21 protein-coding genes and 2 riboswitches are annotated in these 25,375 nt (G+C 72.5%); of the genes, 10 read left to right on the top strand and 11 right to left on the bottom strand.

Features of this window, described 5'->3' with window-relative positions:
- The first annotated feature begins 20 nt into the window (after positions 1-20).
- On the top strand, positions 21-1,574 hold the full coding sequence (locus ABD355_RS05350; protein WP_344398876.1) for an MFS transporter: 1,554 nt from the start codon (positions 21-23) through the stop codon (positions 1,572-1,574).
- 6 nt (positions 1,575-1,580) lie between these two features.
- On the opposite strand, the gene ABD355_RS05345 is transcribed toward ABD355_RS05350, so the two are convergent.
- Positions 1,581-2,012 (bottom strand): VOC family protein, encoded by a 432-nt coding sequence (locus tag ABD355_RS05345; protein WP_344398875.1) that lies wholly within the window; start codon positions 2,010-2,012, stop codon positions 1,581-1,583.
- Between the two features lie 142 nt (positions 2,013-2,154).
- On the opposite strand from ABD355_RS05345, the gene ABD355_RS05340 reads away from it, so the two are divergent.
- Positions 2,155-2,778, top strand: a complete 624-nt coding sequence (locus ABD355_RS05340) for a DinB family protein (RefSeq protein WP_344398874.1) — start codon at positions 2,155-2,157, stop codon at positions 2,776-2,778.
- Between the two features lie 15 nt (positions 2,779-2,793).
- On the opposite strand, the gene ABD355_RS05335 is transcribed toward ABD355_RS05340, so the two are convergent.
- From ABD355_RS05335 to ABD355_RS05320, 4 genes are all read right to left on the bottom strand, one after another.
- Positions 2,794-3,576, bottom strand: a complete 783-nt coding sequence (locus ABD355_RS05335) for a helix-turn-helix transcriptional regulator (protein ID WP_344398873.1) — start codon at positions 3,574-3,576, stop codon at positions 2,794-2,796.
- A 229-nt stretch (positions 3,577-3,805) separates the two neighbouring features.
- A complete protein-coding gene (locus tag ABD355_RS05330) occupies positions 3,806-4,567 on the bottom strand; it encodes an SDR family NAD(P)-dependent oxidoreductase (protein WP_344398872.1) in 762 nt (253 codons plus the stop codon).
- Between the two features lie 234 nt (positions 4,568-4,801).
- A complete protein-coding gene (locus tag ABD355_RS05325) occupies positions 4,802-6,253 on the bottom strand; it encodes a C40 family peptidase (protein ID WP_344398871.1) in 1,452 nt (483 codons plus the stop codon).
- Between the two features lie 8 nt (positions 6,254-6,261).
- Positions 6,262-6,435, bottom strand: a riboswitch (cyclic di-AMP (ydaO/yuaA leader).
- A 191-nt stretch (positions 6,436-6,626) separates the two neighbouring features.
- Positions 6,627-7,031: a DUF5997 family protein gene (locus ABD355_RS05320; protein ID WP_344398870.1), complete on the bottom strand. Its 405-nt coding sequence runs from the start codon at positions 7,029-7,031 to the stop codon at positions 6,627-6,629.
- A 58-nt stretch (positions 7,032-7,089) separates the two neighbouring features.
- Between ABD355_RS05320 and ABD355_RS05315 the strand changes: the two genes are divergently transcribed.
- Positions 7,090-7,875 (top strand): LysR family substrate-binding domain-containing protein, encoded by a 786-nt coding sequence (locus ABD355_RS05315; protein ID WP_344398869.1) that lies wholly within the window; start codon positions 7,090-7,092, stop codon positions 7,873-7,875.
- Positions 7,876-8,051: 176 nt separating this feature from the next.
- The gene (locus ABD355_RS05310; protein WP_344399048.1) at positions 8,052-8,810 is read left to right on the top strand and encodes a hypothetical protein; all 759 of its coding nucleotides are present in this window, start codon (positions 8,052-8,054) and stop codon (positions 8,808-8,810) included.
- 27 nt (positions 8,811-8,837) lie between these two features.
- Here the strand turns inward: ABD355_RS05310 and ABD355_RS05305 are convergent, their stop codons facing one another.
- Complete coding sequence (locus tag ABD355_RS05305) at positions 8,838-9,371, bottom strand: TerD family protein (protein WP_344398868.1); 534 nt, start codon at positions 9,369-9,371, stop codon at positions 8,838-8,840.
- A gap of 163 nt (positions 9,372-9,534) precedes the next feature.
- Between ABD355_RS05305 and ABD355_RS05300 the strand changes: the two genes are divergently transcribed.
- Positions 9,535-10,569 carry a permease gene (locus tag ABD355_RS05300; RefSeq protein WP_344398866.1) on the top strand — a complete coding sequence of 345 codons (1,035 nt, stop codon included), beginning with the start codon at positions 9,535-9,537 and terminating at the stop codon, positions 10,567-10,569.
- Complete coding sequence (locus ABD355_RS05295; RefSeq protein WP_344398865.1) at positions 10,566-11,294, top strand: TIGR03943 family putative permease subunit; 729 nt, start codon at positions 10,566-10,568, stop codon at positions 11,292-11,294. The genes ABD355_RS05300 and ABD355_RS05295 overlap by 4 nt, the downstream gene beginning before the upstream one ends.
- Here ABD355_RS05295 and ABD355_RS05290 read toward each other — a convergent pair.
- Together ABD355_RS05290 and ABD355_RS05285 are read right to left on the bottom strand one after the other, a co-directional pair.
- Positions 11,281-11,961 carry an IMP cyclohydrolase gene (locus ABD355_RS05290; RefSeq protein ID WP_344398864.1) on the bottom strand — a complete coding sequence of 227 codons (681 nt, stop codon included), beginning with the start codon at positions 11,959-11,961 and terminating at the stop codon, positions 11,281-11,283. The two genes, ABD355_RS05295 and ABD355_RS05290, sit on opposite strands and share 14 nt — an antisense overlap.
- Before the next feature lie 57 nt (positions 11,962-12,018).
- Positions 12,019-13,173, bottom strand: a complete 1,155-nt coding sequence (locus ABD355_RS05285; RefSeq protein WP_344398863.1) for a phosphoribosylaminoimidazolecarboxamide formyltransferase — start codon at positions 13,171-13,173, stop codon at positions 12,019-12,021.
- A gap of 31 nt (positions 13,174-13,204) precedes the next feature.
- Positions 13,205-13,289: riboswitch (ZMP/ZTP riboswitch) on the bottom strand.
- Between the two features lie 69 nt (positions 13,290-13,358).
- Here ABD355_RS05285 and ABD355_RS05280 point away from each other — a divergent pair.
- Entirely contained in the window at positions 13,359-15,959 is a 2,601-nt protein-coding gene (locus tag ABD355_RS05280) for a helix-turn-helix transcriptional regulator (protein WP_344398862.1), read from the top strand.
- A gap of 107 nt (positions 15,960-16,066) precedes the next feature.
- Positions 16,067-17,455, top strand: a complete 1,389-nt coding sequence (locus ABD355_RS05275; protein ID WP_344398861.1) for an FAD-binding oxidoreductase — start codon at positions 16,067-16,069, stop codon at positions 17,453-17,455.
- Positions 17,456-17,468: 13 nt separating this feature from the next.
- Here the strand turns inward: ABD355_RS05275 and ABD355_RS05270 are convergent, their stop codons facing one another.
- From ABD355_RS05270 to ABD355_RS05260, 3 genes are all read right to left on the bottom strand, one after another.
- Positions 17,469-20,570, bottom strand: a complete 3,102-nt coding sequence (locus tag ABD355_RS05270) for an acetyl-CoA carboxylase family protein (protein WP_344398860.1) — start codon at positions 20,568-20,570, stop codon at positions 17,469-17,471.
- Positions 20,571-20,760: 190 nt separating this feature from the next.
- Complete coding sequence (locus ABD355_RS05265; RefSeq protein WP_344398859.1) at positions 20,761-21,456, bottom strand: HAD family hydrolase; 696 nt, start codon at positions 21,454-21,456, stop codon at positions 20,761-20,763.
- Positions 21,457-21,487: 31 nt separating this feature from the next.
- Positions 21,488-21,964, bottom strand: coding sequence for an Lrp/AsnC family transcriptional regulator (locus tag ABD355_RS05260; RefSeq protein ID WP_030931193.1), 477 nt, complete (start codon positions 21,962-21,964; stop codon positions 21,488-21,490).
- Between the two features lie 196 nt (positions 21,965-22,160).
- Between ABD355_RS05260 and ABD355_RS05255 the strand changes: the two genes are divergently transcribed.
- Positions 22,161-23,651, top strand: a complete 1,491-nt coding sequence (locus ABD355_RS05255) for an FUSC family protein (protein ID WP_344398858.1) — start codon at positions 22,161-22,163, stop codon at positions 23,649-23,651.
- Positions 23,652-24,156: 505 nt separating this feature from the next.
- Positions 24,157-25,191, top strand: coding sequence for a lactonase family protein (locus ABD355_RS05250; RefSeq protein WP_344398857.1), 1,035 nt, complete (start codon positions 24,157-24,159; stop codon positions 25,189-25,191).
- Positions 25,192-25,375: the final 184 nt, after the last annotated feature.

Genomic DNA, 25,375 nt, shown 5'->3' with positions numbered 1-25,375 from the left:
TACGCCCAGTGCGACACGCCATGAGCAGCAGCCCGCAGCCGACCTCCGCATCACAGGCCGCCACCCGCGAACCGGGCGGCGGCGGAAACGGCATGGCGCTGCTGGTCATCGCGTCCTGCCAGCTGATGGTGGTCCTGGACATCACCATCGTGAACATCGCGCTGCCGCACATCCAGAGCGCCCTGAACTTCTCCACCACCAGCCTGTCCTGGGTGGTCAACGCCTACACCCTCACCTTCGGCGGCCTGTTGCTCCTCGGCGGCCGTACCGGCGACATCCTCGGCAGGCGGCGCATGTTCGTCTTCGGGGTGCTGCTGTTCGCCATCGCCTCCCTGCTGGGCGGGCTCGCCCAGAACTCCGGCGAACTCCTCGCCGCACGCGCCCTCCAGGGCGTCGGCGGGGCCATCGCCTCGCCGACCGCGCTCTCCCTGGTCAGCACGACCTTCCGCGAAGGCCCGGAACGCAACCGGGCCTTCGGCGTGTTCGCGGCGGTCTCCTCCGGCGGCGGCGCCATCGGGCTGCTCGCCGGCGGGATGATCGTCGAGTGGCTGAACTGGCGCTGGGTGCTGTTCGTGAACGTCCCGATCGGCGCGCTCATCGCCCTCGCCGCACCCCGCTGGATCAAGGAGTCCGAACGTCATCCGGGCCACTTCGACATCGTCGGCGCGCTGACCTCCACCGTGGGCATGGTGCTGCTGGTCTACGGGTTCATCAGAGCCGCCCAGGACGGCTGGCGGGACGCCCTCACACTGGCCTCGTTCGCCGCGGCGGTCGTGGTCCTGGCGGTGTTCATCCTGGTCGAGCGGGGCTCGCGGCAGCCCATCACCCCGCTGCACATGTTCGCCGACCGCAACCGCGCGGGCACCTACGGCATCATGCTGAGCCTGGCCGCCGCGATCTTCGGCATGTTCTTCTTCCTCACGCTCTTCGTGCAGGACGTCCTGGGCTTCAGCCCGCTGCAGGCCGGGCTCGCCTTCCTGCCGGTCAGCGCGGTCATCGCGGTCGGCGCGGCGCTCGCCTCGCGGTTCCTGCCGAAGTTCGGCCCCAAACCCTTCATGGTGGCGGGCGCCGTTCTCGCGGCGGCGGGTCTGGCCTGGCTGACCCTGACCGACGTCCACTCCACCTACGCGGGCAGCATCCTCGGCCCCATCTGCGTCTTCGGCCTGGGCATGGGCATGGAGTTCGTCTCGCTGACCCTCATGGCGCTGTCCAACGTCCCCGTCCGGGAGACCGGCGCGGCCTCCGGACTCCTCAACGCCACACAGCAGGTGGGCGGTTCACTCGGCCTGTCCATCCTGGTCACCATGTTCGGCACGGCCAGCACCAACGAGGCGCACAAACAGATCCCGCGCTTCCTGGCCCAGGCCACCCCGGCCGAACGCCTGCGCTTCAAGCACACCGGGCAGCTCCCGAGCCCCTGGTCCGACCACGTCCTCACGTCCGGGATCTCGGCGGCCTTCATCATGGCAGCGATCTTCACCGTCCTCGCCGCCCTGATCGCCCTGGTCGTCATCCAGGTCCGCCCCTCCGACCTGGAACGACTCAAGGGCGGGACGGGACCCGCGCCGGGCTGACGCTCCTCAGCCGACCGAGACCGACTGCCCGCCCCACTCCTCCGGCGCAATGTCCGCGAGGGTCTGCGAGAACGTCCACCGATGGCCCGCGAGGTCCTCGGCCGTGTACTGGCGTTCCCCGTACTCGAAGTCGGTCGGCTCCATGACGATGCGTGCTCCGTGTGCCCGGGCCTGTTCACAGTGGGCGCGGGCGTCTTCGACGCGCACCATGACCGAGTGCGTGACCTCGCCGGGCCGCGGTGGACGGCGGTCCTTGCGGGTGTCCCCGACGATCACGGCGCCGTCCCCGAACCCGAGCTGCGCCCGGTGGTCCTCGCCGATCCGCACCCGTTCCACGAACCCGAAGGCCGCACCGAGCCACGCGACCGCCGCGCGTACATCGGGGTAGATCAGGACGGGGATGACGGTCGAGGAGGGGATGGAGCGGTTCGGCTTCATGGCCGACTCCCTGTCATCGGGAACCCGTCGCCGGAATACCCGGCCTCGGAAAAGGAGAGGCGGAGTGTGCGCCGGTCGTGCCAGGCTAGCCGGTCGGTTCATGCCTGCGCCGTACGTCCACGAGTCCGCCATGGGAGTGTCGGTGACCGTATCCCGTCTGGCTCCGTTGCTGGAGCAGTTCGACTTCGCCTGTGGGCGTCTGACCGCCCGGCTGACCGGGCCGGTGATGGACAGCGGCGACGGTTCGGACACCGAGGTCGGGCCCATGACCGACGAGGAGTACCTGTGGGAGCCGGTGGCGGACTGCTGGTCGGTGCGGCGACGGGCGGACGGGCCAGGGCCGCGCGCCACCCTGCTGGCCGGCGCCGCGGACGGAGACTGGGGGCGTGACGCGGCGTCCTACCCGCACCCCTGGCCGCCGCCCTTCACCACCATCGCGTGGCGGCTGAGCCACCTCAGCGAGATGCTGACCCTCCGCGCCGATCACACGGCAGGCACCCACAGCCTCACCCGGGACGACTACCTCGTCAGCGGGGACGTGGCAGCGGCCGTCGCCGCCTTCGACGCCGGTGTCACGGCCTGGCGGGGGGCGCTGCTGAGCAGTGGCGACGCGGCGCTCGACAAGGTCGGCCACTGCACGTATCCGCACGGCAGCGACCCGGAAGAGCCCTTCGTCGACATCGTGTGGTGGGTCAACCAGGAAGTCCTGCACCACGGCGCCGAGATCGCCCTGCTGCGCGACCTGTACCGCGCGCGCCGGCCCTGACCGCGCCGCCACCGGTCACGGCGTGGGGATCAGCCCCAGCTGCTGGGCCCGCAGGACCGTGCTGACCCGGTCGCGGGTGCCGAGTTTGCGGTAGATCTTCTCGATGTGCTTGTGGACCGTGCGGTCCGAGATGCCGAGCCGCCGGCCGATCGCGGCCGCGGTCAGGGCGTCCGTGAGCAGGAGCAGGACGGTCATCTCCCGCGGGGTGAGAGGACAGTCAACGGCCGTTTCGCCCGCGGATTCCGGGGCGGGCGTCCGCTTCAAGCGCTCCAGGAGCTGCCGTTGCTGCTCGACCGCCGCCAGCAGCGGCTGCAGCTGCCGGGCCACCCGGACGTGGTCCTCGGTGAAGTCCGTACCGGAGCGGTAGATCATGCAACCGGTGATCGGCGTCGTCGTCTGGGGCAGGGGTACGGCCAGCACGTGGTCCGCGTCCATGACGTCGCCGATCAGCCGCGCGGTCGGGCTCGCCGACCATGCGGCGCCGGCGGCCGCGCGTGCCGTGAGGGGAGTCCGGTCCGGCCCGCCCGCGTAGTGGTCCGCGAACGGAAAACCCGCCCGCAGCAGGCCCAGGTCCTCCTCCCCGAGCCCGTCGAACTCGACGGCGACCTCGGAGGGCATGCCGACCGTGCCCTGGGCCTCGTTCCAGTCGTCGAGCTTGTAGATCAGGGTCTCGCCGCCGCACAGGCCGGGCAGGGCGGACGCCAGCAGCGGCCACAACCGCTCCGGCTCACGCTCGTTGAGGGCGGCGACGGCCACCGACAGCATGCGCTCGTGGGCCCCGCCCGGCACCTGTGCCACGTTCTTCTCCGCTCGTCCGCCGCGTACGCAGTTGTACCCATACCGGCGACGTCGTCCACTGCCCCAGACTGCATGCGAGCACCCTCGAGCAACAACGACGTTCTCGCATGTACTCCAGCACACCGGCGCCACGGCAGCCGCAGCGGGGAGTCCCGGCGCTCGGGGAGGACGCCGGGAACCCCAGCCGTGCCGGGGCCGCCGGCGCGGGGGACCGGCGGCCCCGCACGGCTCACTCCGGCACGGGCGGGTCCGTACGCATCGCATCCGAGATCGACTTGACGCCCCCGTGCGCGGTGAGGCCCCCGTCCACCGGAATCTCCGCCCCGGTGATGAACGACGACTCGTCGGACAGCAGGAAGACCACGAGCGGTGCGATGTCCTCGACGCTTCCGCTGCGGCCCAGCGGGGTCTCGCGGAGGGTCGCCTCCCGGAAGGCGGGAGTGGCGGCCGCCGTCATCTCGGTCTCGACATAGCCGGGGTGGACGGTGTTCACCCGGATGCCCCGTGGCCCCAGCTCCATCGCGGCGATCTTCGACACCCCGCGCAGCGCCCACTTGCTGGCCGTGTACGCCACCGGGTAGTAGCCGGTGAGCGCGGCGGACGAGCCGACGTTGACGATCGACGAACCGGGCGGCATCAGCGGGGCCAGGTACTGGATGCCGAGCAGCGGTCCCGTCGTGTTCACCGCCTGGACCTGCGCGAAGTCCTCGGGACGCACCTCACCCAGCCGTTCGCGCCGGATGACGCCCGCGTTGTTGACCAGCCCGTGGATCTCCCCGTACGACTCCTTCAGCTCGGCGGCCAGCGCCGCCCAGTCGCTCTCGCTGCTGACGTCCAGGCGGCGTACGTCGCCCTCGGGCCGCACGTCGGTGGCTATCACCCGGGCGCCGGCCCGGGTCAGCGCCTCCGCCTCGGCGGCACCCTGGCCCCGGGCCGCCCCGGTGACGACCACGACCTTCCCGGCCAGTCGCTGTGTGTTCTCGTTGCTCACGCGGTCATCCTTCACCACCGAGGCAGCCTGAGCTCGTACTCCGGGTGGATCCGCCGCAGGTAGCCGGTGTCGTCGCGGCTGCGCATCCGGCTGAAACATTTCACCGAGCCCGTGCATGCGTCACCGGATGCCGCGGGGTGCCTGTGGCGAGCAAGAAGAAGGCCGCCGACTTCCGTCGGCGGCCTCCTAGTTCATCGGGCTGCTGGTGTCACGCCTCTGCCGGCGTTCCTGATCTCATACAGGGCGTACGGCGATACGGACCGCGGCTTCGCCTGCATAGTTCACCGAGTCCTCGCGGATGACCGCGCCCGGGCCGGGCGCGTGAATCATCAAGGCGTTGCCGGTGTAGAGGCCGACATGGCTGAAGTTGTCGTTGAAGAAGATCAGGTCTCCGGGGCGGCTCTCGGCCAGCGGAATCACCGTGCCGGCGCCCGCCTGCTCGTACGTCGTCCGTGGCAGGGTGACCCCGGCGGCCCGCCAGGCGGCCTGGGTGAGCCCGGCGTTGTCGTAGGACTCCGGCCCGACCGCACCCCACAGACACGGCCTGCCGATCTGTGCACGGGCGAAGTCGATCGCCCTGTCGGCCTTGGTGGCGGTGGGCGCAACGGCGGCGGACACACCCGTGTCGAGGACGGACGGCTGCACGGTCCACCCCCCGGCCTGGGGTATTCCGCTGTCGAGCACGGGGGACGCCTCAGTGCGCCATCCCTCCACCGCAGGTACGCCCGTGTCCAGCACGGAAGGCTGCGTATACCACTCCTGCGTCGCGGGTGCACCCGCGTCGAGCACGGAAGGCTGCGTGCGCCACTGCTCGACCGCGGGTACGCCGGTGTCGAGGACGGACGGCTGCATGAGCTGTTCCCCGGCCGGGGGCAGGCCCGTGTCGAGGACCGTCGGCTGCTGCAGCCGCCACGCCTCCTCGGCCGCCGGACCTGTCTGTTGCGCCTGGCCCTGCCAGGGGAGCTGGGCCGGTACGGCCTCAACGGCCGGGCGTGGTGCGGAGGTCTGCCGGGCGGTGTAGCGGTACAGCAGCTCGCTGGCCGCCGCGATCTTGCGCTGGTTCTGCTCCTTGGACCTGCGCAGGGAGGTCTGCCTGGACTCGGGGGCCGTAGCGGGCAGCGCGGGGGCGGCCTCCTGGCGGGGCTGGGGGACGGCGGGGAGTGCGGCCGTGGGACCGGCGGTCAGCTCGGCGACCGGACGGCGGGACTCCGCGGAGGGCAGCTCGGCCGCGGGCCGGGCGGTCGCCGCCGGCTCCAGGGCGGTGGAGCGGCCGTCCGCCGGGCGCCGGGGCTCGGCCTGGCGAGCCGGCATGCGGTCGGCCGGGAGCACCGCGGGAACCGTCGGACCCAACGAGGCGCGTGCTCCGTCGAACCACCGCCGGGACACCGAGTCGAGTGCCGGATCCGAGCGGCCGCGCTGGCGGGGCGGGGCGGCGGGCGGCCGCGCTCCCAGCAGCTGGGCCCGGGTGAAGTTGTAGTTGCCGGTGTCGGACTCGGCCTGGTCGTAGAGGCTGCTCACCCGCTGCCGGACGGCTTCGCGGCTGGGCCCCTCGTCACCGGTCGTCGGTGCGGCGTCGGCGGTCTGCGAGAACAGGGCCACCGAGGTGAGGGCCGCGGTCGCGAGAGCGGAGTTGCGCATACCGGGAAGGCCGAAGCCTCCGGTGCGCGATGGTCGATCCGGCGCCATGGGAGCCGTACTCCTTCCGTACTCCGCCTACCGAGTTAGCTGTCGGGTTCGGGCGGTCGGTTCCGGAAGGCATGCCCTACGGCCCCTGCCTCGCGGGCAGTTGGGCCGATTCACCCCGTCGTTCGGTTGGGTCCCCGGTTCCGGCTGCCGCAGGGGCGCACCGGATTCGGCGGAGGCCGCGCGTCCCGGCGGGGTTCGCCGGAGGAACTCGTGCGGCCTGAAGCCACGCTAGCCAACTTGTGCGGCTCGTGTGAAGGTTGAAGGGCGGTATGTCCGATACGCTTTTGTGACCTTCGTCGTGACGCGCCGTCAGAACCGTGTGTTGTGCACACAGTGGATCCGGACGGCGACCGTCCGTCGCGAACGGGCCGCGTCAGGCCCGCGGGCCCTCGCCGCGAGCCTCGCGCTCGGCGTTGCGCTTCTTGATGCGCGCCGCCTCCTTGCGGACCTCGGCCTGGGTGGCGCGCTCCTTCTCCAGCCACTCGGGCTGTTCCTGCTTCAGGGCCTCGATCTGCTCGGTGGTGAGCGCCTCGGTGATCCCGCCGCGGGCGAGACCCGCGATGGAGACGCCCAGCTTCGCCGCGACCACCGGACGGGGGTGCGGGCCCTTGGCCCGCAGCTCGCGCAGCCACTCGGGCGGCTCGGCCTGGAGCCGGTCGAGCTCGGCTCGTGAGACGACACCCTCCCGGAACTCGGCGGGTGTGGCCTCGAGGTACACACCCAGCTTCTTCGCCGCGGTCGCGGGCTTCATCGTCTGGGTGCTCTGGTGCGACTTCATGCCGTCCAGGGTATCGAGCATGTTCGAGCCCTCCGACCACGGCCGGTAGCCTGGCCTGGTGACAGGCTCGGAAGAATCCCAGGCGTTCCGGCTTGCGTACGTCCCGGGAGCGACGCCCGCCAAGTGGGTGCGGATCTGGAACGAGCGCCTGCCCGACATCCCGCTGAACCTCCTCGCGGTACCGGCCGCCGAGGCGTCCGACGTGCTGCGCGCGGGCGGGGCCGACGCGGGACTCGTACGGCTGCCGGTCGACCGTACGTTCTTCAGCGCGATCCCGCTCTACACCGAGACCACGGTGGTCGTCGTCCCCAAGGACCATGTGATCACGGCGGCGGACGAGGTGACCGTCGAGGACCTCGCGGACGAGGTGCTCCTCCATCCCCTCGACGACGTCTTCGACTGGGACCGGCCGCCCGGCGAGCCCGCCTTCGAGCGCCCGGCCACCACCGAGGACGCCGTGGAACTCGTCGCGGCGGGCGTCGGCCTCCTGGTCGTCCCCCAGTCGCTGGCCCGTTTGCACCACCGCAAGGACCTCACGTACCGGCCACTCTTGGACGGCCCCGAGTCGAGCGTCGCCCTGGCGTGGCCCGAGGAGGCGACCACCGACCTGGTCGAGGACTTCATCGGAATCGTCCGCGGTCGCACGGTCAACAGCTCCCGCGGACGCAAGACGGCGACAGGGGAAACGAAGGCCAAGGCGGACGACACGACCGGCGCCCGACGCAAGCCCGCGGCGGCAAGGACGACCGGAAAGTCGACCGGGAAGTCGGCGGGACGCAACCCGAGAGCCGGTTCCGACGTCTCCAAGGGCGCCAAGCGAAGGAAACCCCGCCGCCGGGCATAGCCCCCCTAGGGGCGGCCTCGCCCCGTTACGACCCTCCGGTGGGGCGATGGACGGGAGGCGGGGGAGTTTTGCTACGCAAGGGGGTGCGGTGCGCGGGCGGCGTCGCGGATTGGCTGCGTGCCCACGGACTGTGGGGCGATCCGGCCGACCGTGAGTACCGGCGGCCGCGCGGCGCGCTGTGGCGGGTGTCGGCATTCGTCGTGCGCACGCTGCGGGGCGAGTGGCAGGGCATCGTCGTCGATCCGGTACGGCAACTCAGGCGACGCGGGGTGCCCGCACTGTTCCTGGCGTTCCTGGCCGCCTTCGGTGTCATCTTCTTCCATGCGCTGGCGCAGCGGCCGGCCGGCGCGGTGGTCGTACGGCTGCTCGGCGGTGTCAAGGGCGACCTGCCGTTGTGGCTGGCCCTGCTGCGGACGCCGGTGTCCCTGTATGTCCCGGCCCTGGATCTGCCCGTGTGGGCGGGGATCACGAGCCTGTTCCTCGCGTTCGCCCTCGCAGAGCTGATCCTCGGCCGGGCCAGAACGCTCGTCATCTCGTACGCGACCACCCTCGCCGGCACCCTCATGGTGCGGGTGATGATCGCGCTGGGCCCGGGCTGGGGCGGGCTGGGGTTGCCGCGTGGCGTCGGGCACGTGCTGGACACCGGCCCGTCCGCCGCCGTCGTGGGTCTCTTCACCTATGTCGCGATCGTCCAGCGTGCTCCCATCGTGTTCGCCCTCACCGGCGGGTCGATGGTGTGGGAGTCGATCGCCGTACCCAATCTGGCCGGCCGCGAGCATCTGATAGCGGTCGGTACCGCGATCGTCCTGGCCCTTTTCCACGAACGCGGCCGCAAGCGGGCGCCCGCCCGGCCCCTCCTTCCGGTATGCCGGTCGGAGTCGCCGGGGGCGCGGGCCGAGCGTCCGCGCCCGGACGATCACGTCGCGGTCGGGTGAACGAGGTCGGCGCGCGTCGGACGCCGGTCAGGGCCGCGGGGTGCCGCCCATCTCCGCCGCGAAGAGCGTCGGGTCGCTGTCGAAGCCGCGGACCATCGCGTGGAACTCCCAGGCACCGGAGGCGTCCCGGGTGAACTCGGCGACCGTCGCCGCGGTGGCGTCGGCAACCTGCCCGAAGTCGTCCTTGAGCAGCTCCGTGTACCCGTCGACGACCAGCACGCCCGTGTTCGATATGTTGCCGAAGAACTTGGGGCCGCCGCTCTGATGGATCGCCACACCCACGACCACCCGCGCGAAGGAGGGTGCCAGGCGATCGAGCTCCATGACCATCACCTCGACGAAGCCGAGGCCCAGGCCGGTCTCGCTGTGCCGGCTCATGTTGATGGTGCCGTCCGGTGAGCGGCTCTCGGTGTGCACGACGTACACCGGCCGTCCGTGCGGGGCGTCCGCCGAGTAGGTCGTCGCCATGATGTCCAGATGGTGGGGCGGCCGGTCCCAGGGGCTGGGATCCCACTTGAGCCGCACTTCGATCTTTCCCTGTATCTTGTCGCCGCCGCTCACCCGGACGCTGCCCCTCTCGAATCAGGCCACCGCGGGACGGTCCCCCCGCAAGGTCAAGTATGTTCCCGGTCCCGTTCATTCATCCGCCCGCGACGGCGTGTGCGCACCGTGAGGGGAGTGATCCTGGCTTATCTTCGCCACGAATCCGACATCCGGAGAAAATATGAATAAAACGGATGAACTGGTTGGTGTGGCGGAAGAAGTGGCGCTCGTCGCGCCGGCCGGCCATCAGGGGCGCCGCGTCACCGGACGGCCCCTGCCCCTCGTCGTCCTCACCGCCGTCGGCTCGGTGGCGCTCCTCTCGCTCACCGGCGTCGGATGGCTGAACCAACCCGCCGTCGCGGCCTGGCGCACGGTCTGTCTGGCCATCACCGTCCAGGCGCTGCCCTTCCTCCTGCTGGGCACGGTCCTGTCGGGGGCGATCAACGCGTTCGTACCGGCCGATCTGTTCACCCGGATCCTGCCCCGCAGGCCCGCACTCGCCGTCCCTGTGGCCGGCGTGGCGGGGGTCGTCCTGCCGGGCTGCGAGTGCGCCTCGGTGCCGGTCGCGAACAGCCTGATCCGCCGCGGTGTCACCCCGTCCGCCGCCTTCGCCTTCCTCCTCTCCGCACCCGCGATCAACCCGATCGTGCTCACCGCCACGGCCGTCGCCTTCCCGGGAAACCCCGCCATGGTCGCCGCCCGGCTGCTGGCCTCCCTGATCACCGCGGCCGCGATGGGCTGGCTGTGGCTCTGGCTGGGACGCGAGGAGTGGCTGCGTCCGACCGTCCGCCACACCGGCCACCGGTCAGGACACAGTCGCGCGCGGGAGTTCCGCCTGGGCTTCCAGCACGACTTCCTGCACGCCGGTGGCTTCCTGGTATTGGGCGCGATGGCCGCGGCCACCTTCAACGTGGCCGTGCCGCGCTCGGTCCTCGACACCTTCTCCGGCTCCCCCTGGCTGTCGGTGCTCTTCCTGGCCGCGCTCGCCGTCCTGCTGGCCGTCTGCTCGGAGGCCGACGCGTTCGTCGCCGCCTCACTCACCGGCTTCTCGCCCACCGCCCGGCTGGTGTTCATGGTGGTCGGCCCCATGGTCGACCTGAAACTGATCGCCCTTCAGGCGGGCACGTTCGGCCGGTCCTTCGCCCTGCGCTTCTCGACGGCGACCACGGTGGTGGCCGTGGCCGCCGGGGTCCTGATCGGAGGCGCACTACTGTGAAGCGCCACGCCCAAATCCTCCTGCTGGTCCTGACCGGCCTGGGCCTGCTGCACGCCGCCCTGTTCAGCGACCTCTGTCTGCGCTACGTCAAGGAAGGCCTGCGCCCCCTGCTGATCGCCTCCGGGGTGCTGCTCCTGCTGCTGGGCCTGGTGGCAGCAGCGCTGGACCGGGCGGCCCCCGCAGCCGACGCGCACGCACACGGCCACGACCACTCCACCGCACCCCGCATCGCCTGGCTGCTGTTCCTGCCCGCGCTCAGCCTGCTCCTCTACGCACCGCCCGCCCTCGGTGCGTACACCGCCTCGCACGCGAGCAACAAGGCCGTGCCGAAGGCGCAGCGGTTCGATCCGCTGCCCGCGACCGTCCCGCTGCCGATGACCCTCACCGACTTCACCGCCCGGGTCCAGCAGGACCGGGAGCAGGCCGTCAGAGGCCGCAGCATCCAGATGACCGGCTTCGTCACCCCGGCGGGGCACGGCGGCGGCTGGTATCTCACCCGGATCATCTTCACCTGCTGCGCGGCGGACTCCCAGTCGGTCAAGGTCCGCATGTACGGGGCCACCGCACTGCCGGCCAACACCTGGGTGGCCGTCACCGGAACCTGGCACCCCAAGGGCACGCTCGGTACGAAGTCCGCGACGGCAGCCCTCGACGTCCACCGCACCGAGCGCATCTCCCCACCGGTCAACGCCTACACGGACGACCTTCCGCTCACGCCGTCGTGAGGGCGGATCCCGCTCCCCGCACAGGGTCGACGACGGCGGCAGCGATCCTGAACCGTTCGTCGAGCGCCCACCAGATCTCGTCCAACAGTTCCGGCCCGTTCCCGGCGTCGACGGTGACCTCGGTGAAAGGAGCGGCCACCGACACTTGTTCGCCGTCGGATTCATAGGTCGTCAGCAGGACCGCCTCGCCCGGTTGCAGATCCTCTACGGCGAGGGTCATCACGTTGCTGGTCGGGCGTGCGGCGCGGCTGGGGCGGGCGGCCCCGAAGAATGTGGTGCGTCCGCTGTCGCGGCTGATCAGCGCGGTGAGGCGGGAGGTGCGGATCGGAGGGTCGGGTTCGTACTCGAAGCCGCTGAGCGCCTCGGTCGGCGAGGCTCCCGCCCTGAGCCGTTCCGCGGCCTGGGACACCTGCTCTCCGTTGCCCAGCACCAGCCATTCGCTCGTGGTCGTGGCGGCGGCGTAGTGACGCAGGGGATCGCGCTCCCCGGGAGTGAGCGGGCCCACCACGAGGTCGTCGTCGATCAGCCGCAGCGCGCGGTCGCGTGAGGCCGGGCTGCGGCCGGTGAGGAAGTAGCCGCCCAGCACGGCCCCGGAGCGGGTGCGGGCGCACAGGACTCCGCGGCCGGGGTAGGGGTTGGCGGCCAGCAGGTCATGAACGGTGAGCATGCTGATGAGCTTTCTGGTCGGTGCGAGGGCGTCGGGTTTGGCCTGACGGGGCGTTGCTCAGTGGTGGAAGAGCCTGAGGCCGGTGCGGACCAGGCTGATCCCGTGCTCGCGGCAGGCGTCCTCGATCTCCGTGGAGCGGATCGATCCGCCCGGCTCGGCGATGTAGTCGACACCGTGCCGCTGGGCGTGGTCGACGTTGTCGCGGAACGGCAGAGCTCCGTCGGAGACGAACGAGACCCCCTTCAGACGGGCCGTCCACTCGGCGCGGCTGCCGGCCGTGAACTCCGGCACCGGCTGCGCCAGGGCAGCGGACAGCCTGGCCCTCTCGTCCGCCGTGAGGTCCCCCTCGATGAACCGGAGCTGCCAGTTGATCCGGTCCTGGCGCCGGACGCCCGGCCCGAAGGCGAGCGCGCGCACCGCCGGATGGCGGCGCAGCCACCAGGTGCCGGCCTTCGCCCCCGCCAGCCGTGTGCAGTCCACGCGGGACTGCTGCCCGGCGCCGATGCCCAGGGTCGCCCCGTCGCGCAGATAGCACACGGAGTTCGACTGCGTGTGACGCAGCACCACCAGGCCCAGCAGAAGGTCTTCCGCGGCCGTCGTGGGGAGCGCGCCGCACACGACGTTCTCCAACAGCGTTTCCGCACACGGCACTTCGTCCCGCTGCTGACTCAGCCGCAGACCGAAGAGCTCGCGCGTCTCCCGCTCCGGCGGCACAAAGGCCGGATCCGCCTCCAGGACGAGGAAGCGGCCGTTCTTCTTCCTGCCGAGTCTGCCCACGGTGCCCGGCGCATAGCCGGGCGCGATGATGCCGTCGCACACGACTTGGGCCAGCAGTTCGGCGAGCTCCTCGTCGACCGGGTGCGAGACGGCGGCGAAGTCGCCGTAGGACGACTTCGGGTCGGCGTCCCGGGCGCGCAGATACGCACTGGTCAGGGCGCCAGTCTCGGCCCGGTCGACGCCGTGCAGCTGTGCCGTCACCTCGTCGACGGGCCCGGCCACGGCCGCACCGGCTGGTGAGACGTGCTTGAAGGAAGCGGCCGCTGGCCGGCCGAGGCAGCGGCTTGCCTCCCGCACCAGCTGCCAGCCGTTCAGGGCGTCGAGCATGTTGATGTACGACGGTCTTCCGTGCACCACCCGAACCGGCCACCGGCCGGGCCGCACCGGCGTGGCATCCGCACTCTGCTGCGGGTTCATTCCGTACCGCAGATCCACGTCATGGCCTCCTCAGCGGGAACATCACCGACGGAGGCGCCCAGGCGGTCGACGCTCACGCTGAACCACGGCCGCTCCCCGGTGGTCGTCCACCCTCGCCAGTCGCGGCCGGACCCGACTCTACCGGCAACATCCGACCGGCAGGACCCGTCATCCCGCCCGGCTCCGGTGGCAGAATCGGCGGCGTGGACCGGGGGATCCTCGAGCGCGAGCCCGAGCTGGCACAGCTGGCCACGGCCGCACGGGAGGCGGCCGACGGGGCCGGTTCGGTGGTGCTCGTCTTCGGCGAGGCAGGAATCGGCAAGTCGAGCCTGGTGAGGGCCATGCCCGAGCGGCTCCCCACGCAGGCCCGGGTGCTCGTCGGACAGTGCGACGACCTCGCCACCCGGCGCCCCCTCGGGCCGTTCCGCGACCTCGTCGGCAGCGTCGGAGCCGAACTCGCCCGCGCCGTCACCGAGGGCGGCGACCGCCACCGCGTCTACGAGGCCCTGCACGGCGAGCTGGCCGTGACCCCGCACCCTGCGGTACTCGTCGTCGAGGATGTGCACTGGGCCGACGAGGCGTCCCTGGACGCCCTGCGTTTCCTCGTCCGGCGCATGGAGCGGCTGCCCGCCCTGCTCGTCCTCACCTACCGCGACGACGAGCTGAGCCGCGGACACCCCCTGCGCCACCTCCTCGGCCAGGTCTCCCGCGCACCCCGCGTGCACCGCCTGCCCCTGGCCAGGCTGTCACTCGCCGCCGTCCGCACGCTCAGCGCGGCCGGCCGCCTCGACCCCGCTCAGGTCTACGAAGTCACGTCCGGCAACCCCTTCTTCGTCGCCGAGGTCCTCGCCTCCGGCGGCACCGGGGGAGTGCCCCCGACCGTCGTCGACGCCGTGCTCGCCCGGCTGCGCGGACTGGAACCGGCCACCGTCGACGCACTGGAGCAGCTCGCCGTCGTCCCCTCGGCGGTCGAACGCCCGCTGGTGGATGCGCTGCTCCACGACGGGGTGACCGTCCTTGCCGCGGCCGAGCAGCGCGGGCTGCTGGCCGTGGCACCGGAACGGGTGGCGTTCCGGCACGAGTTGATCCGGCGGGCGGTCGCCGACTCCGTGCCCACCGCCCGGCGCATCGACCTCAACCGCGGCGTCCTCGCGGCCCTCGTCGCCCGGCCCGGCTCGGATGCCGCCCGCATCGTCCACCACGCCGCCCAGGCCGGCGACCAGGACGCCATCGCCCGCTACGGGCCCGACGCCGCTCGCGACGCCGCGGGAGCCGGTGCGCACCGCGAGGCCGCCGCCCAGCTGCGCCTCGTCCTGCGGCAACGGCACCGCTATCCTCCGCCCGACCTCGCCGACCTGCTCGAACGCTATGCCGTGGAGAGCTACACCATCGCCGACTCGACTGCCGCCGTCACCGCCCAGCGCGAGGCGGTCGCCCTGCGCCGCTCCCTCGGCGACACCCTCGCCCTCGGCGCCGACCTGCGCTGGCTCTCCCGTATCCACTGGTGGGCCGGGGACGCCGACGAGGCGCAGGAGGCCGCCCGCGAGGCCGTCGCCGTCCTGGAACACGCTGGCGACGACCGGCTGCTGGCCCTTGCGGTCAGCAACATCGCCCAGCTGCGCATGCTGTCCGACCGCTATCCCGAGGCCGTCGAACACGCCGAACGGGCCATCGTGCTCGCGCAGAAGACCCAGGACGCGGCGATCCTCTCGCACGCCCTCAACAACATGGGCACGGCCCGCTGGCGCGGTGGAGATTCCGGCGGCCGGCACCAGTTGGAGGAGAGCCTCGCGGTCGCCCTGGACGCCGGTGAGGTCGAGCACGCCTGCCGTGCCTACGCCAACCTCATCTGGACCCTGCTCGACCACCTGCAGTTCGCGGAGGCCGACCGTTTCCTGCTCCCGGCCATGGACCTGGCCGACCGCGCCGAACATCTGGGCTTCCTCACCTACCTCCATGTCGAGCTGGCCATACGCCGGCTCGCCGCCGCCGACTGGGACGAGGCCGAGCGGCACGCCGAGTTCGGCATCCACGACTTCCTGCCCGCGCGCTGCCCGGCGCTGACCGTCCTGGCCCGGGTGCGCACCCGCTGCGGCCGGCCCGGCGCCGACGAACTCCTCACCGAGGCCCGCGAGATCGCCGTACGCACGCGGGAACTTCAGCGCACGGGCCCCGTCGCCGCCGCGCTCGCGGAGGCCGCCTGGCTGCGCGGCGACCACGCCGCCGTCGTCGAGGCCGTCGCCCCGGTGCACGCCCAGGCCCGCCACCTGGCCGGTGTCCCCTACCGCGCCGAACTCGGCTACTGGCTCACCAAGTCCGGGCACCCCGTCCCGGCGGACGACTCGGGGCATCCGTATGCGCTGCAGGCTCGCGGGCAGTGGCGGCGGGCCGCGGCCCTGTGGCACACGGCGGGCTGCCCCTACGAATACGCCGCCGCCCTCGCCGAGAGCCCGGAGCCCGCCGACAAGCTCACCGCCCTCGCCCGGCTCGACGCGCTGGGCGCCGAGCCGCTGGCCCGGCTGGTCCGCGCCGAACTGCGCGGCCTCGGCGTGCGCCGCATCCCGCGCGGCCCGCTCGCCGCCACCCGCGGCAACCCTGCCGGTCTCACCGAACGCCAGCTGCAGGTGATCCGGCTGCTCGCCGAGGGCCTGACCAACTCGGAGATCGCCGCCCGGCTCGTCGTCTCCGTCCGCACCGTCGACAACCACGTCCGGGCGGTCCTCGACAAACTGGGCGCGCCGACCCGGCGGCACGCAGCCGTCCGCGCCGCGGAGCTCGGCCTGCTCGCCGAGGACGAAACGTAGGTACCCCACGGGTCCGAGCTAGGTGATGCCCACGGATGCCCCGGCGGACGCAACCCGAGTAGAACGTGCGGATCGACCCGACTCCGAAAAAAACGGGGGATATCCGTATGTCCAGTACACCCGCCCAGGCGGCACGCAGGGAACTGGCCGACTTCACCGGCGAGTTGATCGGACCCGAGGACTCCGGCTACGGACGGGCCCGCGCCGTCTACAACGCGATGATCGACCGGCGCCCCGCCCTCATCGCACGCTGCGCCGACGCGGACGCCGTGGCGCGTGTGATCGGCTTCGCCCGCACGCACGACCTGCCCCTCGCCGTCCGCGGCGGCGGCCACCACGGGGCCGGCCTGGGCACCGTCGACGGCGGCGTGGTGGCCGACCTGTCACCCCTGAAGGACATCCACGTCGACCCCGTGGCGCGTTCCGCGCGCGTCGGCGGCGGCTGCGTCTGGGGCGAGGTGGACCGGGCCACCCACCGGCACGGTCTCGCCACTCCCAGCGGCATCGTCTCCACCACCGGCGTCGGCGGCCTCACCCTCGGCGGCGGCCTCGGCCACCTGACCCGCAAGTGCGGCCTGACCATCGACAACCTCCTCGCCGCCGACATCGTCCTGGCCGACGGCCGGCAGGTGCGCGCGAGCGCCGACGAGAACACCGACCTGTTCTGGGCGATCCGCGGAGGCGGCGGCAACTTCGGCGTCGTCACCTCCTTCCTGTTCCGGCTGCACGAGGTCGGCACCGTCGTCGGCGGCCCGACCTTCTGGCCCGTGGAGATCAGCCCCGAAGTCCTCAGCGCCTACCGGGACTTCCTCCCGAACGCACCACGCGAGCTCAACGCGTTCTTCCTGTACGGCACCGTCCCACCCGCCCCGCCGTTCCCCGAGGACCTCCACCTGCGCAAGACGGCCGGGGTCGTCTGGTGCTACGCGGGCGACGACCCCGAGGCCGCCGCACGCGAGATGGCACCGCTGCTGGACGCCCTGCCGACGCCGATGCTGCACGCCGTCGGACCGATGCCCCACCCCGACCTGCAGTCCATGTTCGACGGGCTCTACCCGCCCGGCCACCAGTGGTACTGGCGTGCCGACTTCGTCAACGAGATCCCCGACGAGGCCGTCCAACTCCACGCCAAGTTCGGCGCCGAGGTGCCGACCATCCAGTCGACCATGCACCTGTACCCGATCGACGGCGCCGCCCACGACGTCGGCCCCGACGACACCCCCTGGGCCTACCGAGGCGCCCAGTGGTCCACCGTCTACGCCGGAGTCGACCCCGACCCCGCCAACGCGGAGCTCGTCAGGCGCTGGACCGTCGACTACTTCGAGGCCCTGCACCCGTACTCGGCGGGCGGCGCCTACGTGAACATGATGATGGACGAGGGCCAGGACCGCGTCCGCGCCAGTTACCGCGGCAACTACGACCGCCTGGCCCGCATCAAGGCCGACCGCGACCCGGACAATGTGTTCCGCCTCAACCAGAATGTCCGGCCCAGCTGAACGAGGCCCCGGATCACCAGGTGTCGACGAACGGGCGGTGCCCTGCCTCCGGGACAGGGCACCGCTCCAGCGCCGCGAGGATCCAGGCCCGCGACCCGGCCGGGTCGATCACCGCGTCGATCTCCAGCGCGGCCGCCGCGTTGACCGCCTTCCCGCGTTCGTACAACTCGGCGACCCGCTCCTCGAAGACACGCGCACGCTCGGCCGGGTCCGTGATCGCCGCCAGCTCCCTGCGGTAGCCGAGCCGCACCGCACCCTCGAGCCCCATCCCGCCGAACTCGCCGCTCGGCCAGGCCGCCGTGGCCAGCGGCGCCCGCGTCGAGCCGCCCATCATGGCCATCGCCCCGAGCCCGTACGCCTTGCGCAGCACCAGACTCACCAGCGGCACCCGCAGATTGGCGCCCGTCACGAACAGCCGCGCGAAGTGCCGCACGGTGGCGGTCCGTTCGGCGTCCGGGCCCACCATGAACCCCGGGGTGTCGCACAGCGAGACCACCGGCAGCCCGAATGCGTCGCACAACTGCAGGAACCGCGCCGCCTTGTCGGCCGCGTCCCGGTCGATCGCCCCGCCCAGATGCGCCGGGTTGCTGGCCAGGAGGCCCAGCGGCCGCCCCTCGATCCGTACGAGACAGGTCAGCACGCTCACGCCGAACTCCGGCCGCAGCTCCAGCACCGAGTCCGTGTCCGCGAGCCCGGTGACGGCCGCCCGCACGTCGTAGGCCCGCCGTCGGTTCTCCGGCACCACCTGCCGCAGCAGCCGCTGATCCGGCGCCTCCCAACCGTCCTGCTCTCCTTGGAAGTACGACAGATACCGCCGCGCGACCCGCACGGCCTCCGCCTCGTCGGCGACAGCGAGGTCCACCACCCCGTTGGGCACCTGCACCGGCAGCGGTCCCACCTCCTCCGGCCGGAACACCCCGAGCCCACCGCCCTCGATCATCGCGGGCCCGCCCATCCCGATCGTCGCGTCGGGCGTGGCGATCACGACGTCGCAGCAGCCGAGCAGCGCCGCGTTACCGGCGAAACACCGCCCCGAGACGATGCCGACCAGCGGCACCAGCCCGCTGAGCCGCCCCATCCGCTGGAAGGTGGTCACGTCCAGGCCCGCCACGGCCGTGGTGTCGGTGTCCCCGGGGCGCCCGCCGCCGCCCTCCGCGAACAGCACCACGGGCAGCCGCCGCTCCTCGGCGAGCTCCAGCATCCGATCCGTCTTGCGATGGTTCTGCAGCCCCTGGGTGCCGGCGAGAACCGTGTAGTCGTACGACATCGCCACGCACGGCAGGCCGTTGATCCGCCCGGTGCCGGTGACCATGCCGTCGGCCGGCGTCGACCGGATCAGGTCGTCCAGCGAGCGGCGGCTGCGCTGGGCGGCGATCGCGAGGGCGCCGAACTCGGTGAAGGTGCCGGTGTCGCACAGGTCCTCGATGTTCTCGCGGGCGGTGCGCCTGCCCAGGGCGTGCCGCCCCGCGACCGCCTCCGGCCGGTTCTCGTCGAGACCGAAGGAGTGCCGCCGTACGACCTCCGCGAGGTCCGCACGAACGGCGTCCGGATCGACCGCCACCGCCACGGGCCCCTCGCCCGGTGCACCGGAGAGGTCGTCCAGGGTGGCCAGTGGGGAGCCCTCGCCGACCGTTTCGCCCACGCGCGTGTGCAGCAGCCGTACCACTCCAGCCCCGCAAGCCCGCACCACGTGCTCCATCTTCATCGCCTCCAGCACCAGCAGCTGCTGTCCGGCCCGCACCGGTTCGCCGGGGGAGACGTCGACGGAGACGACGGTGCCGCTGAGCGGGGCGACGACCGTGCCGTCCGCGGCCGCCTCCTCGGGAACGCCATGGGCCTGTGCAAGCTCCGCCACCACGCCCGTGTGCGCCCAGAAACGCGGGTGCGCCAGTACCTCCCGCAGCAGCGGAATCCCCGTCCGCACCCCCTCCACCGCGAACTCGCCCAGCGCCCGCCGCGCCCGCGCACAAGCCGCCTCCGCATCTCCCGCCGGGGCGTGCGCGACCACCTTGGCGAGCAACGGGTCGTACCGGACACCGACTTCGGCTCCGGCGCGGATCGCCGTGTCGATCCGCACACCGGGCCCCGACGGCAGGTCGAACCGCGTGATCCGCCCCGTCCCCTCGGCCGTGACCCGCGCCTGCACGGCGAACCCGCGCGGCGCAGCAGGCGGCCCCGACAGCCCCAGCTCCTCCAGCGTGGCCCCGGCCGCCAGGCGCAGCTGCACGGCGACCAGGTCCACCCCTGTCACCTCCTCGGTGACCGTGTGCTCCACCTGAAGCCGCGGATTGGCCTCGATGAACCAGAATTCCTCGCCCCGGAGCATGAATTCGAAGGTGACCAGGCTCGAACAGCGGGCGGCCCGGGCCATCCGCAGTGCGGCGCCGAGGATCCGCTCCCTGGTGTCCTCGGAGAGTTCCGGGGCGGGCGCTATCTCGATCACCTTCTGGTGGCGGCGCTGCGCGCTGCAGTCCCGGTCCCACAGATGCGTGACGGCGCCGGTCCCATCCCCGACGACCTGGACCTCGATGTGCCGGGCGCCCTCCAGAAGCCGCTCCGCATACAACTCGTCCCGCCCGAAGCCCTGTTGGGCCTCCGAGGCGCACCGCTCCCAGGCCTCCTCCAGCTCCTCGGCCCGCCGTACGACCCGCATGCCGCGTCCGCCGCCCCCGCCCACCGCCTTGATCATCACGGGCCCGGCCGCCAGCAGCTCCCGCGCCCCTCCCGGGCCGTCGGCCCCGGCGAGCACGGGAACCCCCGACTCGACGGCGAACTCACGCGCCCGCGCCTTGTCCCCGAAGACCGCCAGCACCTCGGGCGTGGGCCCGACGAAAGTGACCCCCGCGTCGGCGCAGCGGCGCGCGAAGGCCGCGTCCTCGCTCAGAAAGCCGTACCCGGGGTGCAGGAAGTCGCAGCCGGTGCCGCGCGCGGCGGCGAGCAGCGCGCCGCCGTCGAGATAGTCGCCCAACGGGACGGCCTCATCGGCCAGCCGAGCGTGCGCGTCGTCGCCCTCGGCGTACACCGCGACCGAGCGCAGCCCGGCCTCCACGGCGGCCCGCAGAATGCGTACGGCGATCTCCCCGCGGTTGGCGACGAGCACGGCGGCATTACCCATGGGAGCCCTCCAGGACAGGAACGAACACCTTGTGCCGGACCCTGGTCACGAGGACCAAGTGCACATGCATCACGAAAGCACAGTGGCGACCAGTTCTGATCTCCTGCATCTCACCCGTAACCCGCGTACGAGGGTGTCCCGGCCGAGGCCGAGATCGTGCCCGAACTGCCCCTCACCCCGACCGGGCAGGTCAGGAAGACGGAGCTGAGCGCACGAGCCAGTCGTACGCGCCCCGCGCCGTGAACACCCCCTGACCGCGGCGCAGCAGCAGGTCCGCGGTGGCGAACTCCGGGGCGTCGGCCTGTGCGGCGACGTACGGGATCGCGATGCAGCGCATGCCGGCGGCGTGCGCCGCTGCGGCGCCGGGGGCTGCGTCCTCCAGGACCACGCAGTCGGCCGGGGCCGCCCCGAGGCGGCGGGCGGCCTCCAGGAAGACATCCGGAGCCGGTTTGCCGCGGGGGACCTCGTCGGCCGAGACTACGGTGCGCAGATACGTGTCCAGGCCGGTACCGGCGAGGATCGCCTCGATCGCCTCCGGCGAGGACCCCGAGGCCACGGCCATCGGCACGCCCTCGGTCGCGAGGAGTTCCACGAACTTCCGCATCTCCGGGTACGCGTGCGTGGCGGCCCGGGCCAGCTCCAGATAGCGGCGGTTGGTGTCGGCGAGGAGCTCGGCGGCGGGGGCCGCGAGGCCGTACTCCTGCTTCCACAGGGCGGCCGTCTCCTGGGTGCTGACACCGACGTACCGCTCGTGCTCCGCCCACGTGAAGTCAGGGACGCCGTGCTCGGCGAGGGTCTGCCGGCCTGCTTCGTAGTAGTTCGGTTCGCTGTCCACGAGCGTTCCGTCGAGATCGAAGATGACCGAAATGGCGCGGAGCTTGCTCATGCCTCCAGCATGGCAGCGCACCAGAGCAAGGTCATTTGCGGGCCGCGCGGCCGATCGACTCGACCAGCGGCAGCAGCCGCTGCGGGACGCGCTCGCGCAGCGCCACCTCGGTGCGGGTGCGGACGACGCCGGGCAGGCTGATCAGCTTCTGGATCACGTCCTCCAGATGGGCGTTGTCGCGCGCCACGACCCGGGTCAGCAGATCGCCGCCGCCGGTGATCGAGAAGGCCTCGACGATCTCCGGCACGGAGGCCAGCGCCTCACCCACGTCGTCCAGATGCCCCTGCGTGACCTCGATGTGCACGAAGGCGAGCACCGGGTGGCCGAGCGCGGCGGGGGAGAGCGTCGGGCCCGTGCCGGTGATCACGCCGTCCCGCTCCAGCCGATCGAGGCGGGCCTGCAGGGTGCCGCGGGCGACGCCCAGGATCCGGGCGTACTCGCGCACGCTCGTGCGCGGCTGCTCCATCAGCAGCCGCAGGATGCGGGTGTCGAGCTCGTCGACGGCCATGGTGCCCGGCCTCCTCGTGCATGGTCCGTTGGCTCGCTCATGGCCGCCGACGGACCGATATGCCTGTGCCAATGGTCCAGCATATTCGAGGCCGCTTGAGCCAGCCGACGCCGTGATGCTGCAATGTTCACGTCGATGGCGCTGCGGACCCCGCGGCGCCTTTTTCATGCCGGTGATTTTCGAGGGGTGGGAAGCAGTGCTGAAGAGGGTGTTCGTGGCGCCGGATCCGGGGCGGACGCGGCTGCGCTTCGCCGCGCGGGCCGTCCTCGGCATCGGGCTCGCGGTCGTGGTCTGCCTGCTGGCCGGACTCTCCCTGGCCGGTGCCGTCACCGGCGGGCTGGCCGCGCTGCTCGCCCTGTTCACCGTCACGGACCCCACCGTCCGCGGGCAGGCCGTCACCACCGCGCTGCTGCCCGCCGTCGGGCTGCCGGTGCTCGCCGCCGCGGCCGAGCTGCACGACCATCCCGTGGCCCGCGACCTCACCTTCCTCGCTGTCATCGGCGCAGGCGTGTACGCGCGCCGCTTCGGACCGCGCGGACACAGCCTCGGCGTCTTCGCGTTCATGACCTTCTTCGTGGCGCAGTTCCTGCACGCCGCCACGGGCCGGCTGCCCGAGCTGTACGCGGCCGTCCTCCTGTCCGTGCTCAGCGCCTTTGCGGTCCGCTTCGGCCTGTGGTGCTACGAGGCCAAGCTGCCCCCGGCGCCCGTACCCGCCCCGCCCGCCGGCACCGGCCTGGCCCGCGTCACCACCCGCCAGGCCGTCCAGGCCACCGCGGGCGCGGGCTTCGCGCTCGTCGTGGGCCAGCTGGTGTCCGGGCAGCGCTGGTACTGGGCCGTCGGCGCCACCTGGTGGATCTTCGTCAACACCGCCTCACGCGGCGAGACCCTGGTCCGCGGCTTCCGCCGGGTCCTCGGCACGGTGATCGGCATCGGCCTCGGCCCGCTGATCGCCGCCCTGCACGGAGCGGCCCTCCCCACGGCCGCGCTCCTCGCGGTCTGCGTCTTCGGCATCTTCTACACGGCCGCGGTCTCGTACACCTGGATGATGCTCTGGGTCACGCTCCTCGCCGAACTCCTCTACGGCCTGCTGGGCGTCCTGAACCCGGGCCTGCTCGCCCTGCGCCTCGCGGAGACCGGCGTCGGCGCACTCGGCGCCGTGCTCGCGGTGCTCTTCGTCCTGCCCGTCACCACGCACACCATCACCGACGCCTGGATCCAGCGTGCCCTGCGCTGCGTCCACGCCTGCACGGCAGAGGCAGCCGCCCGCCTCGCGGGCTCCACGGCCGCCGACCCGGCGCGGCGGGTCGCGGAACTGGAACAACTCCTCGGCCGCGTACGGCTGTCCGTCGCGCCCCTCGTACACCCGCTCAACCCGATGCTCGGCCGCAAACGACGCGCCCGCCAGGTGCTGGACCTGCTCGACGACTGCGCCCGCGAGACCCGCGGCCTGGTCGCCGTCGCCGCCGACCCGGAGGCCTCCCACGACGCCCGACTGGCAGCCGCCTGCTGGCGCGTGGAGGCGGCGGTGGAGGCGCTCACCGGTGGCGAACACCCCCGCCTTGACATCGCCACCGAGGCCCCCGCCGTGGAACCCGCCCTGGCCCACCTGCACGGCCTGGAACGGGCCCTCGCGGAACTGGCCACACCGCTGCGGACGCCGTCCGGGTCGCCGCTCGTGGGGGCGTGAGCCCCCCGCCCCGAGGCACTTTTGCCGGCCATGCAGAGGCAGGGTCAGGGCCACCACGCGGTGCGGACGCCGTGGCCGAGGCGTCCGCCGGGCATCTGTGACGCCCTCACCTCGAACCCGTCCGCGGCACCGGCGACCCACGCATTACCGGCGTCACCGCCCTCGCTGTCCGCCTCGGCGACCCCGGTACCTCCTTCGACGTCCTGCCGCAGATCGCCGGCCGTCTCGGCCTCGACCCCCGCACCGACCGCGCGCTGTGGAAGGACCGCGTGCGGACCCGGGGTGTCACTGCGCCGGGCGGGCGCCGACCGGTCGTCGATCGTGTCGCACCTACGGCACCGTCGAACCCCGCTCGATCCACGTCCACCACCCGAGTCCTCGCCCGAGCCCGCCGCGCGACAGGCTCCTCGGTTGCGGCCCGGTCAAATAGCCCGCATATGGTCTAGACCGCTGGTGATCGACTGCTAACGTCGCCCCGACGGCACAGAACCGAGAGGGGACAGCGGTGACAGACGGCGGCGGGCGGCGACGGCGGGCCTTCATCGGGTCGTTCACGGCGGCGGGAGGCCCCGGGATCGTGACCGCGGCCGTAGCCCCGGACAGCGGTGCGCTGACCGCGCTGAGCAGCGTGGACGGCGTGCCCGACCCCTCCTACCTCGCACCGGCACCCGACGGGCGGACCCTCTACGTGGTCAGCGAGACCGCCGAGGGAGCGGTCGCCGCGTACCGGGTGACGGGAGACCGGCCCGAGAAGACGGGCGCGCCGGTCCCGGTCGGCGGCAACACCCCCACGCACCTCAGCGTGTTCGCCGGGCACGTCCTGACCGCCAACTACGGCTCCGGCAGCGTCACCGCCGTGCCCGTCCGCTCCGACGGCACCCTCGCCGGCGCCGCCTCCGATGTCCTTCAGCACAAGGGCTCGGGCCCGCACACCCTGCGCCAGCAGGGACCCCACGCCCACCAGGTGCAGCCCGACCCGAGCGGGCGGTGGGCCGTCAGCGTCGACCTCGGCACGGACTCGGTCCGGGTCTGCACGCTGACCGGCGGCCGCCTCGAAGTGCACCGGGAGATCGCCCTGCGACCCGGCTCCGGACCGCGCCACCTGGCCTTCCACCCGGACGGCACGCACGCGTACGTCCTCAACGAACTGACGCCGACGGTCACCGTCTGCCACTGGGACGCCGCGACCGGTTCCCTGGAACCGCTGACCGAACGGCATGTGCTCCCCGGCGCCCCGACCGGCGACGCCTACCCCTCCGGCATCGTGGCCTCCCCCGACGGCCGCTTCGTGTGGACCGCCACCCGCGGCGAGGACGTCCTGTCCACCTTCGCCGTCGAGGGCGACGAGCTCCGCCTGATCGGCACGGTCCCCTGCGGGGGCCACTGGCCCCGCGCGATCGCCGAGTCGGACGGATTCCTCTACGTCGCCAACGAACGCTCCGGCGAGGTGACCTGGTTCACCCTCGACCCCGCCACGGGCCTGCCGCGATACGAGGCTTCCTTGGCGGTCCCTGCCGCGTCCTGCGTGGTCTTCGCCTGAAGACAGCAGGCGAGCGCCCCGAAGGGGCGCGGGGCTGTATCGACATGCGGCTCCGCCGCGCGGGCGCGACCGGCCACGATGGCGCGGTCGACGATCGACGGCATCTCATGCCGCGGCGGAGCCGCTGATCGGCCCAGCCGCCGGAGCGCTTGGCGGCGGGCGTACGGCGAGGGGCCCGCTCCCG

Source organism: Streptomyces longisporus, from assembly GCF_039532765.1.
In the GTDB taxonomy this organism is placed as follows: Bacteria; Actinomycetota; Actinomycetes; order Streptomycetales; family Streptomycetaceae; genus Streptomyces; species Streptomyces longisporus.
The sequence above is the reverse complement of the archived record's forward strand: the minus strand, read 5'-3'. Positions and strand labels throughout refer to the sequence as shown.

Coding starts and splice junctions, on each gene's coding strand:
- ABD355_RS05350 (WP_344398876.1), top strand. CDS start 21: ATGAGCAGCAGCCCGCAGCCGACCTCCGCATCACAGGCCGCCACCCGC.
- ABD355_RS05275 (WP_344398861.1), top strand. CDS start 16,067: ATGTCCAGTACACCCGCCCAGGCGGCACGCAGGGAACTGGCCGACTTC.
- ABD355_RS05345 (WP_344398875.1), bottom strand. CDS start 2,012: ATGAAGCCGAACCGCTCCATCCCCTCCTCGACCGTCATCCCCGTCCTG.
- ABD355_RS05320 (WP_344398870.1), bottom strand. CDS start 7,031: ATGAAGTCGCACCAGAGCACCCAGACGATGAAGCCCGCGACCGCGGCG.
- ABD355_RS05325 (WP_344398871.1), bottom strand. CDS start 6,253: ATGGCGCCGGATCGACCATCGCGCACCGGAGGCTTCGGCCTTCCCGGT.
- ABD355_RS05300 (WP_344398866.1), top strand. CDS start 9,535: ATGAATAAAACGGATGAACTGGTTGGTGTGGCGGAAGAAGTGGCGCTC.
- ABD355_RS05290 (WP_344398864.1), bottom strand. CDS start 11,961: ATGCTCACCGTTCATGACCTGCTGGCCGCCAACCCCTACCCCGGCCGC.
- ABD355_RS05270 (WP_344398860.1), bottom strand. CDS start 20,570: ATGGGTAATGCCGCCGTGCTCGTCGCCAACCGCGGGGAGATCGCCGTA.
- ABD355_RS05265 (WP_344398859.1), bottom strand. CDS start 21,456: ATGAGCAAGCTCCGCGCCATTTCGGTCATCTTCGATCTCGACGGAACG.
- ABD355_RS05260 (WP_030931193.1), bottom strand. CDS start 21,964: ATGGCCGTCGACGAGCTCGACACCCGCATCCTGCGGCTGCTGATGGAG.